The sequence below is a fragment of the Streptomyces sp. NPDC025833 genome (assembly GCF_055558055.1).
The window spans coordinates 398,941-413,957 of sequence record NZ_JBVHNF010000004.1; the positions used below are offsets into that span (position 1 = coordinate 398,941).

Genomic DNA, 15,017 nt, shown 5'->3' on the forward strand with positions numbered 1-15,017 from the left:
GAGCCCGCGCACGCCGGGTGCGGGGACGCCGTACGGCGCCCGTCGGACGCCTCGGCGGCAGGGGACGGGAGACGGAAGGTGGCGGGGCGCACCCGGGACCGCCCGGCGGCCCCGCCCCGGCGGTCCGCTAGCGGCCGCCGTTGTACGGCCCGTAGGGGCCGTCGCTGCTGCTGCCACCGCGGCGGCCCCCGCCGCGCCCGCCGCCGACCTGCGCGAGCGCGGGACGTACGTCCACGATGTAGACGATGCTCGCGACCGCGCCGGCGACCGGCAGGAAGAACATCACCGAGAACAGGTAGCTGACCAGGAGCGCGATGCCCAGGATGATCAGCCAGAAGACCTTGTTCTGCTTGTCGGCCGCGCGGAAGGCGTCCTCGCGCCGGAACGCGGCGTCGACCAGCCCGAACGCGGCCAGGGCCATCAGGATGAGCTTCAAGATGCCCATGAAGCCCGCGAAACCCAACATCAGCATGCCGTCCACCGCCCGTTGAATACCGATCCCTGCTACGCCGCCACCGTACCCATGGAACGGGCCGGACACCCCGAAGGTGCCCGGCCCGCGTCCGTCCGGCAGGGGTCACACGGCCGGCGGGGTGGTCTTCTTCGTGGGGGTGGTGGTCTTGCGGGCGGCCGGCGTCCGCTTCGCCGCGGGCTTCTTCTCCGCGAGGGGCACGGCCTGCGCCTCGGCGGGCTTCGGCCGGTCGTCCTTGACCTCGACGACCTGGACCGGCTCGGGCTTGCCCTCGACGGCGATCGCCAGGTCCTCGATCTCCTCGGCGGCCTCGCCGCGCCAGGTCTTCACGGCCTGCTCGCCGTGCTCGGCGACCTTCTCGTAGGTCTCGCGGGCCTTGACGGCGTACTCGGCGGCGACGCCGACCCCGCGCAGGGCGAGGTCCTGGGCGTTCTCGCCGAGCTTCTTCAGGTCGACGTCGAGGGCGCCGATGAACTCGTTGACCTTGGTCTGCAAGGTCGCCTGCGCGTCCTTGGCGCGGGCGGCGGCCCGCTCCTGCACGGCCTTCGGGTCGGTGTTGCGCACCGCCTCGATCCGGGCCGGGGCCTCGGCGCGCAACTGCTCGACCAGGCCGGGCACCTTCTTGGCCTGCTGGAACGCCAGGTCGGCGGTGCCGGCGGCGAAGTAGAGCGGGGTCGGGTCGCTGAGGGACTTGCGCAGGTCGTCGCTGATGGCCATGGTGAGGGTTCCTCCCGGATCGGATTCGCGTTCGACTGGGTTGGTGTGGTCCGCGGCGGGCGTCCGGAGCCCTGGTCCGGCGTTATCCGGCCGACCGCCGCGGACCGGTGTCCGTGTCGCTTGCTGCGGCATCGCCTCCGGCGGCCGTGCGGCCGTCGCCGCCCGCCTCCCGGTCCACCGGCCCGTCCCCGTACCCGTCCGCGGCGCCGGTCCCGAATCCGTTCTCCTTGCGGAAGGACTCGTAGATCTGGAGCAGCACCTGCTTCTGCCGCTCGTTGAGCGAGGGGTCGGCGAGGATGACGGCGCGCGTCTCCACCTCGTCGCGGCCCCGCTCGGCGTCGAGGATGCCGGCGCGGACGTACAGGGTCTCGGCGGAGATGCGCAGCGCCTTGGCGACCTGCTGGAGCACCTCCGCGCTGGGCTTGCGCAGCCCGCGCTCGATCTGGCTCAGGTACGGATTGGACACCCCGGCGGCGTCGGCGAGCTGCCGCAGCGACAGCTGGGCGTTGCGCCGCTGTTCGCGCAGGTACTCACCGAGGTTGCCGACGTGGAGCGATGCCATGCCTCCAGCTTGCCCCAGCTCCGCTAACAATTGCAAGCATCCGCTTGCAGGAGTGTGTCGCGCGGCTCGGGAACGGTCAGGAATCGAGAAGCGCCGGGCCGGGTCCCGCGGCTAGCGTGGCGGCGGCCCCACGGACGGAGAGACGATGACCATGACCACGCGGACCGACGCACCGGCGAACGCACCGCACGCCGCCGACGGCCACGGGCTGATCCGCGTGCACGGCGCGCGCGAGAACAACCTCAGGGACATCAGCGTCGAGATACCCAAGCGGCGGCTGGCGGTCTTCACGGGCGTCTCCGGATCGGGCAAGAGCTCGCTGGTCTTCGACACCGTCGCCGCGGAATCGCAGCGGCTGATCAACGAGACGTACAGCGCGTTCGTGCAGGGCTTCATGCCCACGCTGGCGCGGCCCGACGTGGACGTGCTCGACGGGCTGACCACCGCGATCATCGTCGACCAGCAGCGGATGGGCGCCGACCCGCGCTCCACGGTCGGCACCGCCACCGACGCCAACGCGATGCTGCGCATCCTCTTCAGCCGGCTCGGCACCCCGCACATCGGCTCCGCCAAGGCGTTCTCCTTCAACGTCGCCTCGATCAGCGGGGCGGGCGCGGTCACCGTGGAGCGCGGCGGCAAGACGGTCAAGGAGCGGCGCTCGTTCAGCGTCACCGGCGGCATGTGCCCGCGCTGCGAGGGCCGGGGCGCGGTCACCGACATCGACCTCACCCAGCTCTTCGACGACTCCAAGTCGCTCCGCGAGGGCGCGCTCACCGTCCCCGGCTACAAGGCCGGCGGCTGGAACCACCGCCTCTACGCCGAGTCCGGCCTGTACGACCCGGACCAGCCGATCCGCGCCTTCACCCAGCGGCAACTGCACGACTTCCTGTACCGCGAGCCGACCCGGATGAAGATCGCGGGCATCAACATGACCTACGAGGGCCTCGTCCCGCGGATCCGGAAGTCGATGCTCGCCAAGGACCGGGAGGCGATGCAGCCGCACATCCGGGAGTTCGTGGACCGGGCGGTCACCTTCGCGACCTGCCCCGACTGCGCCGGCACCCGGCTCAGCGAGACGGCCCGCTCCTCGAAGATCGACGGCATCGGCATCGCCGACGCCTGCGCCATGCAGATCAGCGACCTGGCGGAGTGGGTGCGCGGACTGACCGAGCCGTCCGTGGCGCCGCTGCTCACCGCGCTGGGCGAGACCCTCGACTCGTTCGTGGAGATCGGCCTCGGCTACCTCTCCCTCGACCGCCCCGCGGGCACGCTCTCGGGCGGCGAGGCGCAGCGCACGAAGATGATCCGCCACCTCGGCTCCTCGCTGACCGACGTCACGTACGTCTTCGACGAGCCGACCACCGGGCTGCACCCCCATGACATCCAGCGGATGAACGGCCTGCTGCTGCGGCTGCGGGACAAGGGCAACACGGTGCTCGTCGTCGAGCACAAGCCGGAGGTCATCGCGATCGCCGACCACGTGGTGGACCTGGGGCCCGGCGCCGGCACGGCGGGCGGCACCGTCTGCTACGAGGGCACCGTCGCCGGGCTGCGCACGAGCGGCACGCTCACCGGGCGGCACCTGGACGACCGGGCGGCGCTGAAGGAGACCGTGCGCGAGCCGGCCGGGGCGCTGCGGATCCGCGGCGCGACGACGCACAACCTCAAGGGCGTCGACGTGGACGTCCCGCTCGGTGTGCTGGTCGTCGTCACCGGCGTCGCGGGCTCGGGCAAGAGCTCGCTCGTGCACGGGTCGATCCCGGCCGGGGAGGGGGTGGTCTCGGTCGACCAGGCGCCGATCCGCGGTTCGCGGCGCAGCAACCCGGCGACGTACACCGGACTGCTGGAGCCGGTCCGCAAGGCGTTCGCCAAGGCCAACGGCGTGAAGCCGGCGCTGTTCAGCGCCAACTCCGAGGGCGCCTGCCCGGCCTGCAACGGCGCCGGGGTCGTCTACACCGACCTGGCGATGATGGCCGGGGTCGCCACGACCTGCGAGGACTGCGAGGGCAGGCGGTTCGACGCCTCGGTGCTGGAGTACCGCCTCGGCGGCCGGGACATCAGCGAGGTGCTGGCGATGCCGGTCGCACAGGCGGAGGAGTTCTTCGGCGCCGGCCCGGCCCGTACGCCGGCCGCCCACCGCATCCTGCGGAACATGGCCGACGTCGGCCTGGGCTACCTCACCCTCGGCCAGCCCCTCACCACCCTCTCCGGCGGCGAGCGGCAGCGGCTGAAGCTGGCCACGCACATGACGGACAAGGGCGGCGTCTACGTCCTGGACGAGCCGACCACCGGCCTGCACCTGGCCGACGTGGAGCAGTTGCTCGGCCTGCTCGACCGGCTGGTGGACGCCGGCAAGTCGGTGATCGTCATCGAGCACCACCAGGCGGTCATGGCGCACGCGGACTGGATCATCGACCTGGGCCCCGGCGCGGGCCACGACGGCGGCCGCGTCGTCTTCGAGGGGGCCCCCACCGACCTGGTCGCCACCCGCGCGACCATCACGGGCGAGCACCTGGCGGAGTACGTGAACGGGTGACGCCCGCCGCGGCACCCGTACGGGCGGAGTACGTGACCGGGTGCGCCCGCGGCGGGCCGGCACCGCGCCGCCCGTGCCCGGTGCCGCGCCGCCGGAGTCACGGGGTCCCGGGCGCGGCTGCGTCTGCGGCTGCGGCTGCGGCTGCGTCGAGGCGGGGGCCGCCGAAGGGGGGCTGCGAGGCCGGCCACGGCAGGCACCCCACGGCGACGGCACGCCCGCACCGGCACCCCGGTGGCACCGGGCGCGGCCCGCGCCGGACCACCCGGCCGCGGCACCCCACGCCCCCACGCCCGCACGCCCCGCGCACCCGCCCGCACCCGGAGCGCGAACCGGTGCGTGCGCCGGGAAGCCCGCCCCCGAGGCGGCCACGGCAGGCACCCCGGCGCCCGTGGCACCCGCCGTAGCGCCGGGCGGGGTGCCCGCGGCCCGTACTCCGGTCCCGTCCCGCGCCCGCCGTCGGGGACCGGGCCGGGTCAGAACGGCAGGGGGCGGGCGTGGACCACGTCCAGGCGGGAGACCGCGCGGGTCAGGACCACGTACAGGCGGTGGGCGCCCCGCTCCTCCGCCTCCGCCACGGCGGCCGGTTCGACGGCGATGACGTGGTCGTACTCCAGGCCCTTGACCAGGCTCGCGGGGACGAGGTTGAGCCGGGCGCCGAGCACGTCCGGCGCGGCGGGGGCGAGGCCCGCGGCGGTGAGCGCCGCCCGTACCCGCCCGGCGTCCGCGTCGGCCGTGACCACGCCGACCGACCCCTCCCGGGCGAGGGCCTCGCGCACGGCGGTGACGGTGGCGCCGAGCACGTCCTCGGCCGGCCGGTAGGTCAGCTCCCCGTCGGTGCGCAGCGAAGTGGCGGCGGGCACCGCGACGCCGAGGCGGGAGAGCAGCCGGTTGGCCAGTCCGACGACGGCGGCGGGCACCCGGAACCCGGTGGTCAGCGGTACCACGGCCGCGTCCGGCCGGCCGAGGTGGCGCAGTTGGACGGACCAGTCCCGGGCGGCCCACGGGGTGGTCCCCTGGGCGAGGTCGCCGAGGACGGTGAGCGAGCCGAACACCGCCCGGCGGGCGATGGCGCGGCACTCCATCGGGGAGAGGTCCTGGGCCTCGTCGACGACGATGTGCCCGTGGCCCGGCGGGTGTTCGACCAGCCCGGCCAGCTCGTCGAGCAGGACCAGGTCGGCGGCCGACCAGCGGGCCGACCGGTGGGAGCGCGGCGGGCGGGGCCAGAGCAGCGCCGCCCGCTCCCCGGGGTCCAGCAGGCCGTCGGCGGCCCGGTCCAGCACCGCGGGGTCGGTGAGGAGTTCGGCGAGGACCTCCTCGGGGCGGGCCTTCGGCCAGACGGCGTCGAGGTGCGCGGTGAGCGGCCGGGACCGTTCGACGCGGCGCGCCCAGGCGGCGGGCAGCACTCCGGAACGGCGTTCGGCCCGCTCGCGCAGCCGCCGTACCACCCGGGTGCGCACCCGCTCGCGGCCGACGGCGTACGGCGGTTCCTCGGCGCGCACCTCCGCGACGAGGGCCGCGAGTTCGGCGGCCGGCACCCGCCACCGGTAGGAGCCGTCCGGTACGGCGAGGTCGGTCACCCCGTCGGTGGTCACGCGCGCGTACAGCGCCCGGCGCAGCACCTCGGCCATGCGCGGGTCGTGTTTGACGGCGGCCGCGGCCGCGGGGTCGGTGCCGGTGACCGGGTGCCGGGCGATCTCCTCCAGGAGGGTGGACTGGCGTACGCCGGTCTCGCCGAGCGAGGGCAGCACCTCGGCGATGTACCGCAGGAAGGTGCGGTTGGGGCCGAGGATGAGCAGCCCGGAGCGCACCAGCCGCCCGGGGTGGGTGTACAGCAGGTAGGCGGCGCGGTGCAGGCCGACGGCGGTCTTGCCGGTGCCGGGGGCGCCCTGGACGCACACGGAGTCGGTGAGGGCGGCGCGGACGAGGTCGTCCTGTTCGGGCTGGATGGTGGCGGCGATGTCGCGCATGGGTCCGACGCGGGGCCGCTCGATCTCGCGGGCCACGATGCCGCTGGGGCGCGACTCGCCCCGGCCGAGGTGCTCGTCCTCAAGACCGGTGAGGTCGGCGGAGTCGCCGCGGCTGCCCGGCGCCCAGCCGAACCGGCGCCGGGTCTCCACGCCCCGGGGGTCGCGGGCGCTCGCCTGGTAGAAGGCGCGGGAGACGGGGGCCCGCCAGTCCACCACGAGGGGCGGGGCGGCGGGGTCCTCGCTGATCCGCAGGCGGCCGACGTGGTAGTGCTGACCGCCGTGCCCGGGGGCGCCGGCCGCGAAGTCGAGCCGGCCGAAGAACAGGGGCCCCGGGGGGAGTTCGCGCATGGCCTTGGCCCGGCTGCGCAGCCGGTACCCGAGGACTTCGGCGTCGGCCCCGGAGGCGGAGACGTCCTCGCCGGCGACGACCTGTTCCGCGGCTCCCTCGACCATCGCGGCGAGGACCGTCCGGCAGGTGTCGTGGTGGGCGCGCTCGGTGCGCAGGGCCTCCGTGAGGGCGGGGTCGGATGACGTCATGGCGCCAGCGTACCGCCAAAGAATTACCAAGTTACATTTTTAACCGACTCTCACGACAGCGCCGCTGCCAGCCGCCGGAACGCCCCCTCGGCCGCGCGCACGGCGTCCGGCGCCACCGCCCCGACCGCCTCCCCCGCCGCGATCCGCCGCCAGTTGTCCTGCGCGAGCACCCGCTGGACGGCGACGATCTGCGCGGCGGCCAGCCGGGCGCCCAGCCCGCCCCCGAGCGCCTCGGCGAGCGCCGCCTCCGACCGCTCCTGATGGGCGTACGCCCGCGCGACCAGGGACGGGGTGCCGTAGAGCAGCCGGTGGAAGGCGAGCACCTCGGGGTGGTCGTTCAGCCCGGTGACCGGGTCCCGCCGCTCCAGCCCGGCGAGGAAGTGCCGGCGCAGCGCGTCCACGGGGTCGGCCGTCCCGGCGGCCACCCGCGCGGCCTCCCCCTCGTGGTCCGCGATCCGGTGCAGGACCAGGTCCTCCTTGGCCGGGAAGTACCGGAACAGGGTCGGCTTGGAGATCCCGGCCGCGGCGGCGACCTCCGCCACGGACACCGCGTCGAAGCCCCGCTCCAGGAACAGCCGCACGGCGATGTCCGACACGTCCTGGTACATCCGCAGCTTCTTGCGCTCACGCAGCCCCATCTCACCCATGCCTGGAGCCTACGCAGCCGGGACCGGGGGACGCGTCCGGCCGCGTCCCGCACCGCTCACCCCAGCAGATCGTCCACCTGGGCCTCGCCCTCGCGGTAGCGGCGGGTGATTTCCGCGCTGCAGTCGTCCGTCGTGCGCTGCAGGTGGTGCCGGCGGCGGGAGACCTCGTGTTCGTAGCACACCAACCGGCCCATGGCGGTGTTCAGTTCGAGGTCCGTGCGGGCCGTCAGGTCGGAGAGTTCGACCTCGGCGAGCATCTCGGCGGCCAGCCTCCGGTACTCCTCGCTGTGCGGGGTGCCGAGCGTGACGTGCCGGGCCGACTGGCGCTGTCTGGCCGGGGCGTCCTGGAGGATCTCCGGGAGCCGGTCGACCACGGAGCCGTCCGCCGGGGCCGGCACGGAGGCGCGGCCCCGGTGACCCAGTTCCGCCCGCAGGATGTCGATCCGGCCCTGGAGCAGCCGCCGCACGTAGCTGAGGTCCGCCTCGTCGCGCTGGGCGTCGCGGCGCAGGGTGCGCAGCTCGGGCAGGCTCAGCCGGGCCAGGCCGGGCTCGGGGGGGTCGGCGGGCAGTGCCGCGGTGCCGTCGGCGCGCTGCGCGGGCGGCCGGTGCGTCCCCTGCGCCTGGAGCCCGCTGGTACTCGGTGTGCTCATCTGCTTCTGACCGTCCCCTCGCCCGGCGTGTGGAAGCATGGTGCCACCCCAACCGACCGCAATGTGACCGAGTCCCCCCGAACGGCCCTAGATGGGCCGGAACGGATCCATACTGGTCCCCCGGCGGCCGGGCGGAGGGCACCGGGCATCATGGTCCGCATGCGTGCGGTGGTGCAGAGGGTGGACGGCGCGAGCGTCGTCGTGGACGGCGAGACGGTGGGCGCGATCGAGGGCGAGGGGCTGTGCGTCCTCGTCGGGGTGACCCATGAGGACACCAAGGAGAAGGCGGACCGGCTGGCCCGCAAGCTGTGGACGCTGCGCATGCTGCACGACGAGCGGTCGTGCAGCGACACCGCGGCCCCGCTGCTGGTGATCAGCCAGTTCACCCTTTACGGCGACGCCCGCAAGGGCCGCCGCCCGACCTGGAACGCGGCGGCCCCGGGGGACGTCGCCGAGCCCCTGGTCGACGAGGTGGTCGCCCGGCTGCGGGCGCTGGGCGCGACGGTGGCGACGGGCCGGTTCGGCGCCCAGATGAGGGTGTCCCTCACCAACGACGGCCCCTTCACGGTGCTGCTGGAGGTCTAGGGGTCACGGTTCGACCACGACCTCCTGGGCGGCGGCCGTCTCCCCGGCCAGCAGCCGGGCGTCGACCGGCACGTTCCGCTTGACCAGTGCCAGCGCGACCGGGCCCAGCTCGTGGTGGCGCGCCGACGTGGTGACGAAGCCGATCCTGCGGCCGTCCGGGCCCTCGTCCGCGATCCGGATCTCCGTGCCCGCCGCCGGCAGGTGGACCTCGCTGCCGTCGAGGTGCAGGAAGACCAGCCGGCGCGGCGGCTTGCCGAGGTTCTGCACCCGGGCCACCGTCTCCTGACCCCGGTAGCAGCCCTTCTGGAGGTGCACGGCCGTGCCGATCCAGCCCAGTTCGTGCGGGATGGTCCGGTGGTCGGTCTCGAAGCCGAGCCGGGGCCGGTGCTGCTCCACGCGCAGCGCCTCGTGGGCGAGGAGGCCGGCCGCGGGACCGTGGGCCGCGGCGAACTCCTCCAGCCGCTCGCGGGGCAGGAAGAGGTCGCGGCCGTACGGCGTCTCGCGTACGACGGCGTCCTCGGGCACCTCGGCGATGGACCCGGCGGGCAGGTGGACGACCGCGCGGTCGGCGGTCCGGTCGGCGACCTCCACCCGGTAGAAGAACTTCATCGACTCCAGGTACGCGATCAGGGCGTCCTGGGTGCCGGGCTCCACGTGGGCCCAGACGGTCGTACCGTCGTCCACCAGGTACAGCGCGTGCTCGATGTGCCCGTGCGCGGAGAGGATCAGGGCCTCGGTGGCCTCTCCGGCGGGCAGGTCGCTGACGTGCTGGGTGAGCAGCAGGTGCAGCCAGCTCAGCCGGTCCTCGCCGGTCACGGTGACGACACCGCGGTGCGAGAGGTCGACGAAGCCGGCGCCGTCGGCGAGTGCGCGCTGCTCGCGGAACAGGTCGCCGTAATGGGCGGCGACTCCTTCGTCCACGCCTTCGGCGGGAACGGCGCCGGGCAGGGACAGCAGGGGGCTCTTCATACGGCAAGCCTACGACGTGGTCCCCGGGCCCTCCGGGGAACAGCCCTGACACCGGCCGAAGATCGCGAAGTGCTTCAGGTCGGTGTCGAAGCCGAACTGCGCGCGCAGCTTGGCGGTGAACTCGGCCGCCACCTCCACGTCCGCCTCGATGACGTCCTGGCAGTCCCGGCAGACCAGGTGCAGGTGGTGGTGGCGGTCGGCGAGGTGGTAGGTGGGCGCCCCGTGGCCGAGGTGGGCATGGCTGACCAGGCCCAGTTCCTCCAGCAGCTCCAGCGTCCGGTAGACGGTGGAGATGTTGACCCCCGACGCCGTCTTCCTCACTTCCACGAGGATGTCGTCGGGGGTCGCGTGTTCCAGGGTGTCGACGGCTTCGAGGACAAGCTGCCGCTGCGGCGTCAGCCGGTAACCGCGCTGCCTGAGGTCGCTCTTCCAGTCGGTGCTCACCACACCGACGAGTCTAGGACTACTTGAAGAACGCGATGCCGTCGTCCGGCATGTCGTCCGGCAGGGCCTTGGCCCAGCGCTCGACGTCCTCGGCGGTGACGACCTTCTTGAGCTGGGCCGACATGTAGGGGCGCAGCGGGACCTCGGGTGTCTGCTTCTCGCCGACCCACATCAGGTCGCTCTTGACGTAGCCGTACAGCCGCTTGCCGCCGCTGTAGGGCCGGGCGCCGGGGATCCGGGCGACGGCGTCCGTCACCAGGTCGATCTGCGGCTTCTTGTCGGCCATCTCGCCGTACCAGATCTCGATGACGCCGTCGTCGCGGGTCATCGTGATCTCCACCTTGCGGTCGGCGCCGATCCGCCAGAAGCCGGACTCCGACTCCAGCGGGCGGACCTTGTTGCCGTCCTGGTCCAGCACCCAGGTGCGGGAGTGGTACTCCAGGAAGTCCCGGCCGTCGTGGCTGAAGCTGACTTCCTGGCCGAAGTTGCACTTCTCCGAGCCGGGGAAGTCGTGCACGCCCGCGCCGGCCCAGTTGCCGAGCAGGAAGGCGAGGGGGACGAGGTCCTTGTGCAGGTCGGACGGGATCTCGATCATGAGCGGAAGCTTTCCTGGATGAGGGGTCAGCGCTGGCCCTGGTACAGCTTCTTCACGGTCAGACCGGCGAAGGCGAGCACGCCGACGCAGACCAGGACCAGCAGGGTTTCGAAGAAGATCTCCACGGGTGCTCCTTGAGCGGGGGTGGGCATACGACAGAGCCGCAGCCCAGCTTACGCGGCCGGGGCCGGGCCTTCTTTGCGAGGGGCGGTGCCCGCGGGGGCTACGCTGCCCGCATGGCGAAGAAGCTCGTGATCAAGGTGACGGCCGGGGCGGACGCCCCCGAGCGGTGCTCGCAGGCGTTCACGGTGGCCGCGGTGGCCGTGGCCAGCGGTGTCGAGGTCTCGCTGTGGCTGACCGGGGAGTCGTCCTGGTTCGCGCTGCCGGGGCGGGCCGCGGAGTTCGAGCTGCCGCACGCCGCCCCGCTGCCGGACCTGGTCGAATCGATCCTGGCCGCCGGGCGCATCACGCTGTGCACGCAGTGCGCCGCCCGCCGGGAGATCACCGAGGCGGACGTCGTCGAGGGCGTGCGGATCGCCGGCGCGCAGGTCTTCGTCCAGGAGGCGCTGGGCGACGGGACGCAGGCGCTCGTCTACTGATCCGGCCGGGCCGTCAGCCGCCCATGACGTACTTCACCGTGGGGCCGGTGGTCCAGCCGCAGTCCACGGCCAGTTCGGCGCCGCTGACGTACGAGGCGGCGTCCGAGAGCAGGAAGACGACCGCGCCGGCGATCTCCTCGGCCTCGCCGACGCGCCCCATCGGCGTGTTCGGGTAGTTGCCCTCGCCCTTCTCGATGCCCACGGCCGCCGTCATCGGGGTGTAGGTCATCCCCGGGTGGACGGAGTTCACCCGGATCCGGGACGTCCCCAGCTCCACCGCCCCGATCTTGGTGAGCCCGCGCACGCCCCACTTGGAGGCGCCGTACCCGGCGGTGAGCGCGAGGCCCATCAGGCCGGCGGCCGAGGAGATGTTGACGATCGACCCGCCGCCGTTGGCCCTGAGCGCGGGGATCACGGTCTTCATGCCGATGAAGACGCCCGTGAGGTTGATGTCGAGCACCTTCCTGAAGTGCTCCACGGACTCCGCCTCCAGGTACTGCCCGGTGGAGATGCCGGCGTTGTTCACCAGGCCGTGCACCGAGCCGAACTCCGTGACCGTGAAGTCGGCGACCCGCTGCCAGTCCTCCTCCGAGGTCACGTCGTGGTGCAGGAAGCGGGCGCCGGGGCCGAGGTCCCGGGCGGTGGCCTCGCCCTCCGCGTCCAGTACGTCCGTGATCACCACACGGGCGCCGGCGCCGACCGCCGCCCGCGCCACCTCCGCCCCGATGCCCCGGGCGCCGCCGGTGATGATCACGTTCCTGCCGGTCAGGTCGTTCATGGTGTTCCTTCGCCGTCGAGTACCTACGGCTTCACGTTACGCCGAAGTGGCACGCTTTGCCATGACGTCAGGATGCGCCAGAAAACGGGCCCGCACACCGCGGAACAGGGGCGCGCCGAGGAAGAGGGAAGGGGACGGGGACGGGGACGGGGCGACGGCTATCGCGGGGGACGCTTCTTGCCGTCCAGCTCGTCCCACCACTCGTCCGACTCGGGATCGCCGGAGGGGTCGTCCCACCAGTGGTCGTCCGGGCCGCGCCGGTTGGCGACCATCGCGGCGACCGGCGGGATGACCATGGCCACGACGCACAGGCCCACGGCGGCCGGGACGGACCAGATGCGCACGACCGCCCAGGCCAGGACGAAGAGGCCGACACAGGTCCCCATCATGGCGAAGTAGAGGCGCCGCCGCCGCGCGTACATGAATACAGGGTAGGCCGCACGGCCCCTGTCACAACTGATCCACAATCGGGGCACCGCCGGCCGCGCCGGGGTTACCGTGGCGTATCCGCACCGCCTTCACCGTCTTCCGCACACCGTCACCCAACGGGGGAACCACCGCATGCGAGCCCTGCGCATACTGCTGATCGTCGTCGTGATCCTGGGCGCGCTGTTCGTGGTCGTCGACCGGGTCGCCGTGCACTTCGCCGAGGGCGAGGCCGCGGACAAGCTGAAGGCGACCGAGAACCTGGCCGCCACCCCGGACGTGGACATCAAGGGCTTCCCCTTCCTCACCCAGGTCGCCGGCGGCTCCCTGGACGACGTCGAGGTCGGCATCAAGAGCTACGAGGCGGCCACCGGCAAGGCGGGCCAGACGATCCGCATCGACGACCTGAAGGCCCACATGAGGGGCGTCGAGTTCTCCGGCGACTACAGCTCCGCCACCGCGGCCACCGCCACCGGCACCGCGACGGTCTCCTACGCCGAGCTGCTGAGGACCGCCGACGCCGAGCCGACCGAGGTCGCCCCCGGGATCACGGCCAAGGTCGTCGGCCTCTCCGACGGCGGCAACGGGAAGATCAAGGTCGCCGTGGAGGGGCAGGTGGCGTCCCTGGGGCTCAAGCAGACGGTGTCCGTGCTCAGTTCGGTGAGCGTGGTGAACGACAAGGTCGAGGTCCACGCGGACTCGCTGCCGAAGCTGGGCGGCGCCCCGATCGCCGAGGACCGCATCCGTACGATCACCGACTTCCAGCAGGCCATCGACCGGCTGCCCGGCGGCATCAAGCTGGACAAGGTCGAGGCCGCGGCGGACGGCGTGGAGATCAGCGTGAAGGGTTCCGGCGTCAAGCTGGCCGGGTAGGCGCCGGGAGCGCCGGCGCGGACGAGGTGCGTCCGACTGGCGAGACGGCCCGTCCGCCGGGCAGTCGCACGACCGCGGCGGGACCTCCGGAACCCCGGCGCACGCGGCCCGCGCGTCTTTCACGTACCACCATTCGGACGATCGCGTCTCGCCATGTGACACGCCGGTGACATGTGTGCCCGTACGTCCCTACGATCGAGCCCATGAAGCGACAGGCGGATCTCACGAAGCGGCGGGCAGTGGACCTGTGCCGCGTTGCCGCCATGCTCTGTCGCCCCTTCTGAGCGGAAGCCCCCGGCTCCCGCGTCTCACTCCCGCCCTGCTGTGAGGGCACCCGTGCGCCGCTCGCGCGTCGAGCGCGCCCCTTTCGACTCGCACATCCCACCGCGACTGCCCCGGAGGAGAAAGAGCATGAGCCGCAGCGACGTCCTGGTCGACGCCGACTGGCTCCAGGAGCACCTGGACGACCCGACCATCGCGATCGTCGAGGTGGACGAGGACACGTCCGCCTACGAGAAGAACCACATCAAGAACGCGATCCGCATCGACTGGACCAAGGACCTCCAGGACCCGGTCCGCCGTGACTTCATCGACCAGGAGGGCTTCGAGAAGCTCCTGTCGAAGAAGGGCATCGCCAACGACACGCTGGTGATCCTCTACGGCGGCAACAACAACTGGTTCGCGTCGTACGCCTACTGGTACTTCAAGCTGTACGGCCACGAGAACGTCAAGCTCCTCGACGGCGGCCGCAAGAAGTGGGAGCTGGACGCCCGCGAGCTGGTCGACGGCGGCGAGGTGCCCGAGCGCGCCACGACCGAGTACAAGGCCAAGGCGCAGGACACCTCCATCCGCGCCTTCCGCGACGACGTCGTCGCCGCGATCGGCGCGCAGAACCTGGTCGACGTGCGCTCGCCCGACGAGTTCTCCGGCAAGCTGCTCGCCCCGGCCCACCTGCCGCAGGAGCAGTCGCAGCGCCCGGGCCACGTCCCGTCCGCCCGCAACATCCCGTGGTCGAAGAACGCCAACGACGACGGCACGTTCAAGTCGGACGAGGAGCTGACGGCCCTCTACGCCGCCGAGGACGTCGACCTGGCCAAGGACACGATCGCCTACTGCCGCATCGGTGAGCGCTCGGCCCTGACCTGGTTCGTGCTGCACGAGCTGCTCGGCGTGGAGAACGTCAAGAACTACGACGGCTCCTGGACCGAGTACGGCTCTCTCGTCGGCGTGCCGATCGAGCTCGGCGCCGGCAAGTAACCCATCCCGACCGGCCTTCCGGTCAGACCCCTATGGAGAGACAGCATGTGCGGAGCGAAGGCCGGTGGCCCGGACGCCTCGGCGATCAAGCCCGGTGAGACCACGATCCAGGGCCAGGTGACCCGCGACGGCGAGCCGGTGACGGGCTACGTCCGGCTCCTCGACTCGACCGGCGAGTTCACGGCGGAGGTCCCCACCTCCGCGACCGGCCAGTTCCTCTTCTACGCGGCCGAGGGCACGTGGACCGTCCGGGCACTGGTCCCCGGCGGCACGGCCGACCGCACGGTCGTCGCCCAGCAGGGCGGGCTGGCCGAGGTCGCGATCGCGGTCTGAGCGGGCCCTGAGGGCTCGGTGACGCACTGAAGGGCCGTATCCCCCGGGGTTGGACGCCGGTGGGGGACAC

The 15,017-nt window shown here is 72.8% G+C and carries 18 protein-coding genes; 7 read left to right on the forward strand and 11 right to left on the reverse strand.

Annotation, left to right across the window (positions count from 1 at the left end; genetic code table 11):
* Nucleotides 1-127: 127 nt before the first annotated feature.
* From ACZ4K2_RS09250 to ACZ4K2_RS09260, 3 genes are all read right to left on the reverse strand, one after another.
* On the reverse strand, nucleotides 128-472 hold the full coding sequence (locus tag ACZ4K2_RS09250; RefSeq protein ID WP_467471127.1) for a DUF2516 family protein: 345 nt from the start codon (nucleotides 470-472) through the stop codon (nucleotides 128-130).
* A 105-nt stretch (nucleotides 473-577) separates the two neighbouring features.
* Nucleotides 578-1,189 (reverse strand): hypothetical protein, encoded by a 612-nt coding sequence (locus ACZ4K2_RS09255; protein WP_467471129.1) that lies wholly within the window; start codon nucleotides 1,187-1,189, stop codon nucleotides 578-580.
* 82 nt (nucleotides 1,190-1,271) lie between these two features.
* Nucleotides 1,272-1,751, reverse strand: coding sequence for a helix-turn-helix domain-containing protein (locus ACZ4K2_RS09260; RefSeq protein WP_467471131.1), 480 nt, complete (start codon nucleotides 1,749-1,751; stop codon nucleotides 1,272-1,274).
* 145 nt (nucleotides 1,752-1,896) lie between these two features.
* On the opposite strand from ACZ4K2_RS09260, the gene ACZ4K2_RS09265 reads away from it, so the two are divergent.
* On the forward strand, nucleotides 1,897-4,287 hold the full coding sequence (locus tag ACZ4K2_RS09265; RefSeq protein WP_467471133.1) for an ATP-binding cassette domain-containing protein: 2,391 nt from the start codon (nucleotides 1,897-1,899) through the stop codon (nucleotides 4,285-4,287).
* 473 nt (nucleotides 4,288-4,760) lie between these two features.
* On the opposite strand, the gene ACZ4K2_RS09270 is transcribed toward ACZ4K2_RS09265, so the two are convergent.
* The 3 genes from ACZ4K2_RS09270 to ACZ4K2_RS09280 are packed head-to-tail and all read right to left on the reverse strand — an operon-like array spanning nucleotide 4,761 to nucleotide 8,088.
* Nucleotides 4,761-6,791: a HelD family protein gene (locus ACZ4K2_RS09270; protein ID WP_467471134.1), complete on the reverse strand. Its 2,031-nt coding sequence runs from the start codon at nucleotides 6,789-6,791 to the stop codon at nucleotides 4,761-4,763.
* A gap of 50 nt (nucleotides 6,792-6,841) precedes the next feature.
* Complete coding sequence (locus ACZ4K2_RS09275) at nucleotides 6,842-7,438, reverse strand: TetR family transcriptional regulator (RefSeq protein ID WP_467471136.1); 597 nt, start codon at nucleotides 7,436-7,438, stop codon at nucleotides 6,842-6,844.
* 56 nt (nucleotides 7,439-7,494) lie between these two features.
* Complete coding sequence (locus ACZ4K2_RS09280; RefSeq protein WP_467471138.1) at nucleotides 7,495-8,088, reverse strand: RsiG family protein; 594 nt, start codon at nucleotides 8,086-8,088, stop codon at nucleotides 7,495-7,497.
* A 159-nt stretch (nucleotides 8,089-8,247) separates the two neighbouring features.
* Between ACZ4K2_RS09280 and dtd the strand changes: the two genes are divergently transcribed.
* The gene (gene dtd / locus ACZ4K2_RS09285; RefSeq protein ID WP_467471140.1) at nucleotides 8,248-8,673 is read left to right on the forward strand and encodes a D-aminoacyl-tRNA deacylase; all 426 of its coding nucleotides are present in this window, start codon (nucleotides 8,248-8,250) and stop codon (nucleotides 8,671-8,673) included.
* A gap of 3 nt (nucleotides 8,674-8,676) precedes the next feature.
* Here the strand turns inward: dtd and ygfZ are convergent, their stop codons facing one another.
* Genes ygfZ through ACZ4K2_RS09300 form a run of 3 tightly spaced genes read right to left on the reverse strand, consistent with a single transcriptional unit; the run spans nucleotide 8,677 to nucleotide 10,681 of the window.
* Entirely contained in the window at nucleotides 8,677-9,642 is a 966-nt protein-coding gene (gene ygfZ, locus ACZ4K2_RS09290; protein WP_467471142.1) for a CAF17-like 4Fe-4S cluster assembly/insertion protein YgfZ, read from the reverse strand.
* Between the two features lie 9 nt (nucleotides 9,643-9,651).
* Nucleotides 9,652-10,089: a Fur family transcriptional regulator gene (locus ACZ4K2_RS09295; protein WP_467471144.1), complete on the reverse strand. Its 438-nt coding sequence runs from the start codon at nucleotides 10,087-10,089 to the stop codon at nucleotides 9,652-9,654.
* A 16-nt stretch (nucleotides 10,090-10,105) separates the two neighbouring features.
* The gene (locus ACZ4K2_RS09300) at nucleotides 10,106-10,681 is read right to left on the reverse strand and encodes a heme-binding beta-barrel domain-containing protein (protein WP_467471146.1); all 576 of its coding nucleotides are present in this window, start codon (nucleotides 10,679-10,681) and stop codon (nucleotides 10,106-10,108) included.
* A 236-nt stretch (nucleotides 10,682-10,917) separates the two neighbouring features.
* On the opposite strand from ACZ4K2_RS09300, the gene ACZ4K2_RS09305 reads away from it, so the two are divergent.
* Nucleotides 10,918-11,280 (forward strand): DsrE family protein, encoded by a 363-nt coding sequence (locus ACZ4K2_RS09305; protein WP_467471148.1) that lies wholly within the window; start codon nucleotides 10,918-10,920, stop codon nucleotides 11,278-11,280.
* A gap of 13 nt (nucleotides 11,281-11,293) precedes the next feature.
* On the opposite strand, the gene ACZ4K2_RS09310 is transcribed toward ACZ4K2_RS09305, so the two are convergent.
* Nucleotides 11,294-12,058, reverse strand: coding sequence for a glucose 1-dehydrogenase (locus ACZ4K2_RS09310; protein WP_467471150.1), 765 nt, complete (start codon nucleotides 12,056-12,058; stop codon nucleotides 11,294-11,296).
* A gap of 158 nt (nucleotides 12,059-12,216) precedes the next feature.
* Nucleotides 12,217-12,480, reverse strand: a complete 264-nt coding sequence (locus ACZ4K2_RS09315; protein ID WP_467471152.1) for a DUF3099 domain-containing protein — start codon at nucleotides 12,478-12,480, stop codon at nucleotides 12,217-12,219.
* A 139-nt stretch (nucleotides 12,481-12,619) separates the two neighbouring features.
* Between ACZ4K2_RS09315 and ACZ4K2_RS09320 the strand changes: the two genes are divergently transcribed.
* The 4 genes from ACZ4K2_RS09320 to ACZ4K2_RS09335 all read left to right on the forward strand — a co-directional run bounded on the left by ACZ4K2_RS09320 (nucleotide 12,620) and on the right by ACZ4K2_RS09335 (nucleotide 14,947).
* Nucleotides 12,620-13,357 (forward strand): LmeA family phospholipid-binding protein, encoded by a 738-nt coding sequence (locus tag ACZ4K2_RS09320; protein ID WP_467471154.1) that lies wholly within the window; start codon nucleotides 12,620-12,622, stop codon nucleotides 13,355-13,357.
* A gap of 203 nt (nucleotides 13,358-13,560) precedes the next feature.
* Entirely contained in the window at nucleotides 13,561-13,641 is an 81-nt protein-coding gene (locus ACZ4K2_RS09325; RefSeq protein ID WP_350751515.1) for an Ms5788A family Cys-rich leader peptide, read from the forward strand.
* Between the two features lie 127 nt (nucleotides 13,642-13,768).
* Complete coding sequence (locus ACZ4K2_RS09330; RefSeq protein ID WP_467471155.1) at nucleotides 13,769-14,614, forward strand: sulfurtransferase; 846 nt, start codon at nucleotides 13,769-13,771, stop codon at nucleotides 14,612-14,614.
* 45 nt (nucleotides 14,615-14,659) lie between these two features.
* On the forward strand, nucleotides 14,660-14,947 hold the full coding sequence (locus ACZ4K2_RS09335; RefSeq protein WP_467471157.1) for a DUF1416 domain-containing protein: 288 nt from the start codon (nucleotides 14,660-14,662) through the stop codon (nucleotides 14,945-14,947).
* Nucleotides 14,948-15,017: the final 70 nt, after the last annotated feature.

Excerpts from the sequence above, each read along its gene's own strand:
- ACZ4K2_RS09325 (WP_350751515.1), top strand. The coding sequence starts at position 13,561 with ATGAAGCGACAGGCGGATCTCACGAAGCGGCGGGCAGTGGACCTGTGC.
- ACZ4K2_RS09305 (WP_467471148.1), top strand. The coding sequence starts at position 10,918 with ATGGCGAAGAAGCTCGTGATCAAGGTGACGGCCGGGGCGGACGCCCCC.
- ACZ4K2_RS09300 (WP_467471146.1), bottom strand. The coding sequence starts at position 10,681 with ATGATCGAGATCCCGTCCGACCTGCACAAGGACCTCGTCCCCCTCGCC.
- ACZ4K2_RS09310 (WP_467471150.1), bottom strand. The coding sequence starts at position 12,058 with ATGAACGACCTGACCGGCAGGAACGTGATCATCACCGGCGGCGCCCGG.
- ACZ4K2_RS09275 (WP_467471136.1), bottom strand. The coding sequence starts at position 7,438 with ATGGGTGAGATGGGGCTGCGTGAGCGCAAGAAGCTGCGGATGTACCAG.
- ACZ4K2_RS09320 (WP_467471154.1), top strand. The coding sequence starts at position 12,620 with ATGCGAGCCCTGCGCATACTGCTGATCGTCGTCGTGATCCTGGGCGCG.
- ACZ4K2_RS09315 (WP_467471152.1), bottom strand. The coding sequence starts at position 12,480 with ATGTACGCGCGGCGGCGGCGCCTCTACTTCGCCATGATGGGGACCTGT.
- ACZ4K2_RS09335 (WP_467471157.1), top strand. The coding sequence starts at position 14,660 with ATGTGCGGAGCGAAGGCCGGTGGCCCGGACGCCTCGGCGATCAAGCCC.
- ACZ4K2_RS09330 (WP_467471155.1), top strand. The coding sequence starts at position 13,769 with ATGAGCCGCAGCGACGTCCTGGTCGACGCCGACTGGCTCCAGGAGCAC.
- ACZ4K2_RS09250 (WP_467471127.1), bottom strand. The coding sequence starts at position 472 with ATGCTGATGTTGGGTTTCGCGGGCTTCATGGGCATCTTGAAGCTCATC.
- ACZ4K2_RS09270 (WP_467471134.1), bottom strand. The coding sequence starts at position 6,791 with ATGACGTCATCCGACCCCGCCCTCACGGAGGCCCTGCGCACCGAGCGC.
- ACZ4K2_RS09255 (WP_467471129.1), bottom strand. The coding sequence starts at position 1,189 with ATGGCCATCAGCGACGACCTGCGCAAGTCCCTCAGCGACCCGACCCCG.
- dtd (WP_467471140.1), top strand. The coding sequence starts at position 8,248 with ATGCGTGCGGTGGTGCAGAGGGTGGACGGCGCGAGCGTCGTCGTGGAC.
- ACZ4K2_RS09260 (WP_467471131.1), bottom strand. The coding sequence starts at position 1,751 with ATGGCATCGCTCCACGTCGGCAACCTCGGTGAGTACCTGCGCGAACAG.
- ACZ4K2_RS09265 (WP_467471133.1), top strand. The coding sequence starts at position 1,897 with ATGACCATGACCACGCGGACCGACGCACCGGCGAACGCACCGCACGCC.
- ACZ4K2_RS09280 (WP_467471138.1), bottom strand. The coding sequence starts at position 8,088 with ATGAGCACACCGAGTACCAGCGGGCTCCAGGCGCAGGGGACGCACCGG.
- ygfZ (WP_467471142.1), bottom strand. The coding sequence starts at position 9,642 with ATGAAGAGCCCCCTGCTGTCCCTGCCCGGCGCCGTTCCCGCCGAAGGC.